The organism is Candidatus Melainabacteria bacterium RIFOXYA2_FULL_32_9, from assembly GCA_001784615.1.
In the GTDB taxonomy this organism is placed as follows: domain Bacteria; phylum Cyanobacteriota; class Vampirovibrionia; order Gastranaerophilales; family UBA9579; genus UBA9579.
In genome coordinates this window covers 1-9,257 of the sequence record MFRQ01000105.1, presented here as the reverse complement: position 1 = coordinate 9,257, position 9,257 = coordinate 1, and the positions used below count along the sequence as shown (strand labels likewise).

7 protein-coding genes are annotated in these 9,257 nt (G+C 31.3%); 6 read left to right on the top strand and 1 reads right to left on the bottom strand.

Going from position 1 to position 9,257, the window contains the following annotated elements; genetic code table 11:
- Positions 1-216 precede the first annotated feature (216 nt).
- Complete coding sequence (locus A2255_02085) at positions 217-1,746, top strand: hypothetical protein (protein ID OGI18768.1); 1,530 nt, start codon at positions 217-219, stop codon at positions 1,744-1,746.
- A 291-nt stretch (positions 1,747-2,037) separates the two neighbouring features.
- On the opposite strand, the gene A2255_02080 is transcribed toward A2255_02085, so the two are convergent.
- On the bottom strand, positions 2,038-4,116 hold the full coding sequence (locus A2255_02080; protein OGI18767.1) for a hypothetical protein: 2,079 nt from the start codon (positions 4,114-4,116) through the stop codon (positions 2,038-2,040).
- Positions 4,117-4,220: 104 nt separating this feature from the next.
- Here A2255_02080 and A2255_02075 point away from each other — a divergent pair, with 104 nt between their 5' ends.
- From A2255_02075 to A2255_02055, 5 genes are all read left to right on the top strand, one after another.
- Positions 4,221-5,879 carry a hypothetical protein gene (locus tag A2255_02075; protein OGI18766.1) on the top strand — a complete coding sequence of 553 codons (1,659 nt, stop codon included), beginning with the start codon at positions 4,221-4,223 and terminating at the stop codon, positions 5,877-5,879.
- A 264-nt stretch (positions 5,880-6,143) separates the two neighbouring features.
- Positions 6,144-6,383, top strand: coding sequence for a hypothetical protein (locus A2255_02070; protein ID OGI18765.1), 240 nt, complete (start codon positions 6,144-6,146; stop codon positions 6,381-6,383).
- A gap of 178 nt (positions 6,384-6,561) precedes the next feature.
- On the top strand, positions 6,562-7,575 hold the full coding sequence (locus tag A2255_02065; GenBank protein OGI18764.1) for a type I glyceraldehyde-3-phosphate dehydrogenase: 1,014 nt from the start codon (positions 6,562-6,564) through the stop codon (positions 7,573-7,575).
- A 99-nt stretch (positions 7,576-7,674) separates the two neighbouring features.
- Positions 7,675-8,460: a triose-phosphate isomerase gene (locus tag A2255_02060; protein OGI18763.1), complete on the top strand. Its 786-nt coding sequence runs from the start codon at positions 7,675-7,677 to the stop codon at positions 8,458-8,460.
- Positions 8,461-8,476: 16 nt separating this feature from the next.
- Complete coding sequence (locus A2255_02055) at positions 8,477-9,142, top strand: hypothetical protein (protein OGI18762.1); 666 nt, start codon at positions 8,477-8,479, stop codon at positions 9,140-9,142.
- Positions 9,143-9,257: the final 115 nt, after the last annotated feature.

Sequence of the window (9,257 nt, the reverse complement as noted above, 5' to 3'; positions counted from 1 at the left end):
TCAAAGCAAGAATTTATGTAGCTGGCAACTTGAATTATATTGAATTAAAATTCTCAAAAATTATATGAATATGATGATTTGGCGGGTTTTTGAGAATTTGGGCTAAAATTAATTAGAAATTCAAGTTAACTTGTTAAGAAAAGTTTATTAAATTGCAGAATAATGAAATATTTCTTAAGCTGGAAATAAGATTAATTAAGCAAGGATGACTTAAAAATGAGATCAAATATGCGTGGGGATAAGCATAGCAATAGATATAGAAAGATTTTAAAGAAAAGAAAGTTAATAGCTCGAAGAAGATTAAGATTTATATTATTTTTAGTAATTATAATAAGCATAACTTTCTGGAGTATCGGGCAAGTAAAGCATAATTTTGACAATAAAGTAAGTCAAAAAAGAATACATAAGTATGTTAACGATAATATGCTGACAGATGCAGCTAAAGCAGGTGATATATCTGTAATTAAAGTTCTGCAACTACAGGGAATTGATCTGAACACAACTAATTTTACTGGGCAGACGCCTTTAATGATTGCTGCTCAAAATGGTCATACAAAACTTGTTAAATTTTTACTTGATAATGGAGTAAATATAAATAAAGTAGATGACCTGGGTAGAACTCCTTTAATGAAAGCCGCTCAGTATGGTGATATTAACATGATTAAGCTTCTTACTGAGCAAGGAGCCAAGGTTAATGCAGTAGACAATGGAGGAATGACTGTTTTGATGTTTGCTGCACTTAATAATAAACACTCTAATGTTCTAAAATTCTTTATAAAGAGTGGTGTAGATGTTAATGCCAAATCAAAATCAGGCCAGACGGCTTTAATATTGGCATCAGCTAATAATGATACAGATATCGTTAAATATTTAGAAAATAATGGAGCTGATATCAATGTTAAGGAACAAAAAAGAGGATTAAATGCTCTAATCGCAGCTGCTGGAAATGGCAAAATAGATACAGTTAAGTTTTTAGTTAAAAAGAAATGTAATATTAATGATACTGATACAGATGGAAACACAGCTCTTGCTTATGCTGCTGCAAAAGGGCATATTAATGTTGTTAAATATTTGCTGAGTCAGGGAGCAAATATTAATGCTGAAAATATAGCAGAAGATACTGCTTTATCAGCTGCAATTGCTAATGGACAATCAAAAATGATTGATTTTTGCATAAGAAATGGTTCTGATATTAATAATAAAAGTAAAAATGGCAGGACTCCTCTGATTAATGCTGTTAATAATGGAAATATAGAAATAATCAGATGCCTTTTCAATAAGGGTGCTGATGTTAATGCAGAGGATGAAGCTGGTGAATCAGCTTTAATGCATGCAGCCAGGAGACGTATTTATGTAACTCTTGTCGGGAGCAATAATTCTGATAAAATTATGATTCAGGACAGCCCGAAACTTGAGAGAAATATTATTCAGCTTTTATTGAATAATGGTGCTGATGTTAATGCTAAGAATAATAATGCTGATACTCCTTTGATATTAGCTTCAAGTTACGGTAATACTGAGATGGTTAATATGTTATTAAGGAGTGGGGCAAGTATTAATGCTAGAAACAAAAATGGGACTACAGCTCTGATCAAAGCTATTTCCAAGGATGATTATGATACAGTGAAAGTGTTAATAGAAAATAAGGCCAATATTTCTCTTAAAGACAACCAGGGTAAAAATGCTTTATCCTGGGCAAATCAAAAAGGAAATACAAATATAATTAAGCTTGTATCAAAACGATAAACTTTATTGGGTAATGGTAAAAATTAAAGTGATAAATAGAGCAATAATCCGGCTAATCGTCGCACTGTCATTGCGAGGCAGCAAAGCTGCACCATTAAACTCTACAATCTTAGTCTTAATTACAGTGATTTATGAGTTATAAAAGGTGACTGTGTCACCAATCCAAATAATATTATACTATCTTTTTTTGGATTGCTTCGTCACTTCATTGCATTTCGTTCCTCGCAATGACACTAGGAAAATTTGATTTCTGAATATGTTCTATATCACTTTGTTTTATACTACCACTCTTTATTGTAATTCGGTTTTTTCCAGTTTTGCTAATCTGGCAGATTTAATCGCTGTAGAGATTTTGCTGATTACATATTTTTTATGTTCATCAAATTTATCAAAACTTATATTAGTACTGATTTCCTTTAATCTGGTACTGACATCTGCTAAAGGTAGCAGGATTCTAATAGAATCTGCTCTTATTGCTACACCTTTTAATCTTTCTCCGGTAGTTAGGAAAGTTGAGAGGAAATGAATAAAGTTTTCGTCATTCTGTTTTATTTTTTCAACATAATAATTAACTTGTCCACGATATCCCAATTTTTTGTAATTGGCTAAAATTAGCGCTATATTCTCGTGTCTATATAGTCTTTCATAAGTTTCAATTTTCGTCTTGATTAGCTCTCTTAGTTCGTATATATGTTCTTGATTAATAATTATTCTATTTAATACACAGTTATAGATTATTAATGAACTAATATATATATTGTCTTTTGTACTGTTAATAGCTTGTTTTAAGATGCTAAGCCTATCATCAGGACTTTCTATTATGTTTATATAATAGAGAATAATATTATTAATTTTATTTATATCAATAAATTGATCGTTATATAACTTATCTCCAAGGTTTGTTAGCCCTATAATAATACCTTTCTTATCTTCAATAGTAATATTATTTATAAACTTGCTGAATAATGAGAATTTTTCAGGATTAACAAGGCGTGTGAGGAAATCATCAATTTCATAATTTTCAAGCTTAAATAGTTCTTCCTTAAAGCTTTGAAAATCTTTAATACTCGAGATTAATCTGTTAATTTTTTTGGAGGAAATTTTGGTTTCAAGTATAGCTGATTTAAAGTAAGTATCAAAGTTTCCGGGATCAGAAATTGACGGGTCTATTTTAAATCGCATTAAATCAGCCTCGCTGGGGCTATTTCCACATAAATAGTCAATTTTAGGGAATAACCAGCTTAAAATATATTTTAATTCTTCTTCAGATAATTTTTCTCTTTTTTGAATGATCTTATTAAAGTTATTTCTGGTAAGTTTTTCCAGTGCTTCTGTGTTTGCAGGTTTGTTTAATATTTTCCCGTAGCAGAATAATTCTTTGTTATTTTTTATTTCATCGTAAATATAAGGCTCAAAAACCTGTATTGCTGTTATTGCTAAGAATTCAACTATACTAATTTCGCTTTTGGCTAGTTCAAAGTCGAATTTCAAAACATTCATATAGCGATTTATGTTTCTAATATCTTTAAAGAAGACTTTTAGTCCGCAATTATGGAGTATTTTCCAATAGTCTTCAATGAATCTTTCTTTTTCATCTTTTAATAACTCTTCTATCTCATAGTGAAGCAGTTTATAAATTTTACTTTCAGGAATAGTAGGAACTACAAATGGTACTTGTATAATGTCTTCAATATAATCTGCTCCTGAGCAGCCTTTTAAAGTTTCTTCCAAGGTTCTGAGAACAACATCTTTATTAAAAGAAAGTATATAAACTGTATTTGGAAAATCGGCCAAGGATTTAACCAATTGGAAAACTTGCTTAATCTCTGTTCCATTAAGTCTATCTATATCATCGATTACGATAACAATCTTGTTTTGTAATATTTTTAAAGCGTCATCGATTTCTTTTCTTAAATAATCAAGAGTATCCTGATTGTACTCACTTATAACAGGATCGGATTTCTGGACATAATTTAATATTTGAGTGAGTGAAACAGGTTGGAATATTTTTGCGATAGTTTGTAACTTATCTGCTATGTTTTTAAGTTCCGGCGAATGATTTGTATTACTGAAAACATAAGACAGATGTTTAAAAAATTGGTAAATTAACTGATTCTGCTCTGAAAAGTTCCAGGGATTAAATTTAATAATTATAGGTTTTTGGCCATCATCTTTACTAAGAGAATTAATGTGCTCTAAGGCCATATTTATGATGGATGTTTTTCCAAATCCCCAATTTCCATAGAGTCCGATTACAAGGCTATCTTGTAATTCATGCCTGATTATTGATTTTGCTAATGATCTTGCAAAATCACTTCTTCCAAGTGTATCTTCTTCAAATGATTTAATTGGTTTATCTGTAAAAAACATGCTTTACCACCTTATTATAGTTATTTATTATATAATATTTGATAAATTTATATAAGTATGTTTAATTAAGAATTTAGTATTATAGAAAAAGGCTAAATATTGAGATGAATTTTAAGAAAATAACTGTTTCATTTTTACTTATTTCCAGCTTGGCTTTTCCTGCAAGCTTTGGACAGGGAATCCAAAAAAATGAAAATAATACGGTAAATACTCAGATAAATAAGGAGTTATACTATAATTTCAGCTTTCAAGAATTGATAGAATTGTCAAAAACCAAGTCACCTAACGGTGTTTTAAAGGAAAAGGTGGACTATATTCTAAATAATCCGATAGTTGATAATTCATTTAGCTCTGGTGAAAATATAAAATTGCAGAAAGATCCTAAAATAGGAGAATTTATTCGATTTGCCAGTTGGAATATTAATAGAGGTTTTAGTTTAGATAGAATAAAACTATTATTCACTAATACAGATAAATTATTAGCAACCATTGATGCAAAAAATAAGCAAGATGTAATAAAAATTATTGATCAAGAAGCTAAAATTCTTAAAGATGCAAATATTTTGATTTTAAATGAAGTTGACGTTGGCATGCCAAGAACAGGATATAAAAATGTAGTAGAGGAATTGGCACAGGCATTAAAGTTAAATTATGCTTATGGAGTAGAATTTTTGGAAGTTGACCCTGTACATCTTGGTTTGGAAGATTATAAATGGTCAGAAGAAAGATTCTTATTTCCTAATGATGAGAAGATTATAATAGATAAAAACAAATATAGAGGGCTACATGGTACCGCTATTCTCAGTCAATATCCGCTGAAGAACTGTAGAATGGTTAGATTACCTCAGGTATACGATTGGTTTGATGGTGAGAAAAAGAGAATCTCAGAACTTGAGGTTATAAAACGCCATGCTGCTGAAAAAATATTTAGAGAAGAAATGATAAGGGAAATCAGGCAAGGTGGTAGAATGGCACTGCTTGCTGATGTTGAAGTCTCTGGATTAGATACCCCGATTACTATAGTAGCTGTTCATCTTGAGAACAGATCTGTACCAAAGGGTCGCAAAAAGCAAATAGTTACTCTTTTGAAAAGTATTGAAGACATAAAAAATCCGGTAGTTGTGGCAGGAGACTTAAACACTACAACTTGGGATGGAACTCCTACCAGTGTTACCAGAGAAATTAAAAAGAAGTTAAAAGATCCTGAATTTATCACAAGAACGGCAATATCTTGTGTATTTCCGCCTGTAGGTATGATAAACTCAGCCATATATGCAACTAATTTTGCTAGAAAACATACAGATCCTACAGTAAAAAATATTCCAATTATTGCTCCAAATAAAGAAAGAGAGCTATATGAAGCAATAAGGGATATGAAATTTAATGATGGTTACAGATTTGATTTTAGAGGAGAAAAAGAAAAATCTACAAATGGTAAAGCTGGAAGGCTATCTAATTCAAATGAAAGATATATTAAGGGATTTATACCGACATTTATTTTTGAAAGACCTCTTCATTTTGGCAAATATAAACTAGATTGGTTTTTTGTCAAAGCTTATTTAAAAGATCCTAAAGATAAAACAGGGCCATATAAGTTAGCTCCTCACTTTGGAAGAACTTTATTTGATTTAAATTATGTATTTAATACGCCTCTTGCCGATCATGTTCCTATAACGGTTGATTTGCCGATTAATGAACCTGTAAAGCTTAAAGAAGATAAAACAGATAAAGAAGTTACCATAGAAGAAGAAAAAGCTTTTTAACAATTGTTAAAAAAAGCTAAAAAACCTTGCAATTTTTTTGTATTGTGGTATTATGGTATTTAGATACTGGAATATTAAATTAAGAAGGGAATTAATAAAATTTTACGTAGTGCTACAACGTGAATTGATAACTTTAAATTAGGTCCATCCATTTCAAAGAATACAACGATGACTTAAGTTAGGTAATGGATATTACCAAAAGTTTTAAAAAAGATTTTTAGCTTGTAGATTACAAACTCCTATAATTAGCAGGAGGCAGAAAATATGATAAACCCTGGAAATGCAGCTTACGATGATAATATTTCCAATGAAATTAAAGAAGTTTTAGAAGTAATGGAACAGCTTTATGATAGCTGGTTAACAACATTAAAAGCTAAAAAAGATAATATAAAAAGGATCAATCTGGATTCAATTATAGAACTTATCGCACTGCAAAAGGCTAAAGGCGAAGTTAAAAATCGAAGGGATATAATAGCATATATTGACGGCATAATTGGTGATTAAATAATAATATTGTAATTGATATAGCAGCCTTATTTTAATTAATAAGGCTGCTATATCAATTATTTGTAAGTTTTAAAGTAGATAAAATAAAGATATTTTTTTTATCTACTTGCTATCTTGTCGTTTTTAATCTATATATTTTTATGTGTATGTACCTTAATGAAAGAGGGTTATTTAGATGGTAAAAATAGCTATAAACGGATTTGGAAGAATTGGTCGTAACACATTAAGAGCCGCAGTTCAAAGTGGAAACTTTGATAAGGTTGAGTACGTTGCTATCAACGATCCTGGCCTTGATCCAAAACAAGCAGCATTTCTTTTAGTGCATGATTCAGTTATGGGCAAATTTAATGCTGATGTAAAAGCAGAAGAAGATGGCATTGTAGTAAACGGTAAAAAAATCAAATTTTACGCAGAAAAAGATCCAGCAGCTTTACCTTGGAAAGCTTTAGGCGTTAAAGTTGTTGTTGAATCCACAGGATTCTTTACAGATGCTAAAAAAGCAAATGCTCATATCACAGCTGGTGCTGAAAAAGTTATTATTTCAGCTCCTGCTAAAAATGAAGATGTTACAATCTGTTTAGGCATTAACGAAGATGTTTATGATCCATCAAAACATGCTGTAATATCAATGGCTAGTTGTACAACAAACTGCTTAGCTCCTATAGCTAAAGTTCTTCATAAAGAATTTGGTATCATCGAAGGTTTAATGACAACTGTTCACTCATATACAGGTGATCAAAGAATCTTAGATGCTGGTCATCAAGATTTAAGAAGAGCTAGAGCTGGTGCTTTAAATATCGTTCCTACAACTACTGGTGCTGCTAAAGCTGTTGGTTTAGTATTACCTGAATTAAAAGGAAAATTAAACGGTTTTGCTATGAGAGTCCCAACCCCTGACGTAAGTGTTGTTGATCTCGTTGCAAGAACAGAAAAACCAGTTACCATTGAATCAGTTAATGCTGCTCTTAAAAAAGCTGCTGAAGGTGAATTAAAAGGTATTTTAGAATACGTTGATGAACCATTAGTAAGTACTGACTTTATCGGTTCACACTATAGCAGCAGCGTGGATTCAAAATTAACCATGACAATGGGTGAACATATGGTTAAAGTTGTTTCCTGGTATGATAATGAAATGGGCTATAGTACAAGACTTGCAGAATTTATTGTGTTTATAGCTAATAAACAATAAAATTTGATAAAGAGCGGCGGTTAGGCTTTGACTTCTATTATTAATAGAAATGAGTTACCGCCGCTTTTAATTTTATTAATTTAAAAAGAGGTATTAATAATGACTAGAAGACCCGTTATTGCAGGAAACTGGAAATTACATAAACTTGTTGATGAAGCTGTTGCTTTAACTGAGGATATTAAAGTTAAATTAATGGACTTAAACAAAGATGCAATGCCTATCGTTGCTGTATGTCCTACTTTTACTGCGCTTCATTCAGTTGGTAAGATTTTAGAGCACGGTAAAGGAATTTATCTTGGCGCTCAGGATTGTTACTATAAAGATTCTGGAGCTTATACCGGTGAAGTATCAATTCCTATGCTTCATGATGTTGGAGTAACAACGGTAATTATAGGTCATAGTGAAAGAAGAGAATATTTTGGTGAAACAAATGAAACCGTAAATCTTAAAGCAAAAGCTGTTCTTTCTCATGGACTTATTCCTATTATCTGTTGTGGTGAAACATTAGAGCAAAGAGAAGCTGGTGTGACTGATGAGCATATTGCAACTCAGATTAGAGCTGCTTTAGTTGGTATTAGTGCTGAAGATATTGCAAAATCAGTATTTGCATATGAGCCAATATGGGCTATTGGAACAGGCAAAACTTGCGATGCTCAAGAAGCTAACAGAGTAATTAAAATGATCAGATCAGTAATTGCTGAAGTTTCTACTCAGGAAGCTGCAAATCAAGCCAGAATTCTTTATGGTGGAAGTGTTAAACCATCAATCATCGAAGAGCAAATGTCAATGTCAGATATTGATGGAGCTTTAGTTGGTGGTGCAAGCCTTGAAGCTGATAGTTTTGTTGGCATAATTAAAGGTACTATGGCTGTAAGAGCTAAATAGTCTTTAGAGTTTAATAATGACCATAAAATTAGTTAAAAAAGAATTAACTATAAAAGGAAATGAGATTCAGCTTTTCAAAGCTGAATCTCATTCTTCAGAAAAAGGCAAAACAATTCTGTTTATTGGAGTATTCCATGGTGATGAACCTGAGGGTGAACCATTAATATTAAATTTAATGAATGAGATAACTAATAATCCTGCAATTATAAACGGAAATATAATTTTATTTATTCCTGTTTTAAATCCGGATGGTAAAGAATTGAATACCAGGGGGAATGCAAACGGAGTTGACTTAAACAGGAATTTTCCTACAAAAAATTGGGAATTATCTTCTAAAAAAGATGAATATTATTCAGGAGAATTTTCTGCAAGTGAGCTAGAGACAAGATTTTTAACTAATGTAATTGATGAATATAAGCCTGATGTGATAATAACACTTCATACTCCATATAGAATTGTAAATTATGATGGTCCAGCGAAAGAATTAGCCGAAAAGATATCAAGATTAAATGGATATCCCGTTCAAGAAGATATTGGTTATCCAACTCCAGGATCTTTTGGTAGTTATGCAGGAATAGAAAGAGGTATTCCTGTAATCACCCTTGAACTGCCTGATAATGTCAATATTGAGCAATTATGGCAGGAAAATAAAGCGGCATTTTCAGAAATAATTAGAAATTAGCTATATTTCAATTAAAGTGATGCTTAGAACCTATCCGACAAAAATTTTAGAAAGAACCATAACGCAACAGGCAATATGAATAAAGGCTAAATAATTAGCGGGAATCTTTTCCCAT

Bases quoted from the DNA above. Each gene is read 5' to 3' on its own strand.
- A2255_02085 (OGI18768.1), top strand. From the start codon at position 217: ATGAGATCAAATATGCGTGGGGATAAGCATAGCAATAGATATAGAAAG.
- A2255_02080 (OGI18767.1), bottom strand. From the start codon at position 4,116: ATGTTTTTTACAGATAAACCAATTAAATCATTTGAAGAAGATACACTT.
- A2255_02075 (OGI18766.1), top strand. From the start codon at position 4,221: ATGAATTTTAAGAAAATAACTGTTTCATTTTTACTTATTTCCAGCTTG.
- A2255_02070 (OGI18765.1), top strand. From the start codon at position 6,144: ATGATAAACCCTGGAAATGCAGCTTACGATGATAATATTTCCAATGAA.
- A2255_02065 (OGI18764.1), top strand. From the start codon at position 6,562: ATGGTAAAAATAGCTATAAACGGATTTGGAAGAATTGGTCGTAACACA.
- A2255_02060 (OGI18763.1), top strand. From the start codon at position 7,675: ATGACTAGAAGACCCGTTATTGCAGGAAACTGGAAATTACATAAACTT.
- A2255_02055 (OGI18762.1), top strand. From the start codon at position 8,477: ATGACCATAAAATTAGTTAAAAAAGAATTAACTATAAAAGGAAATGAG.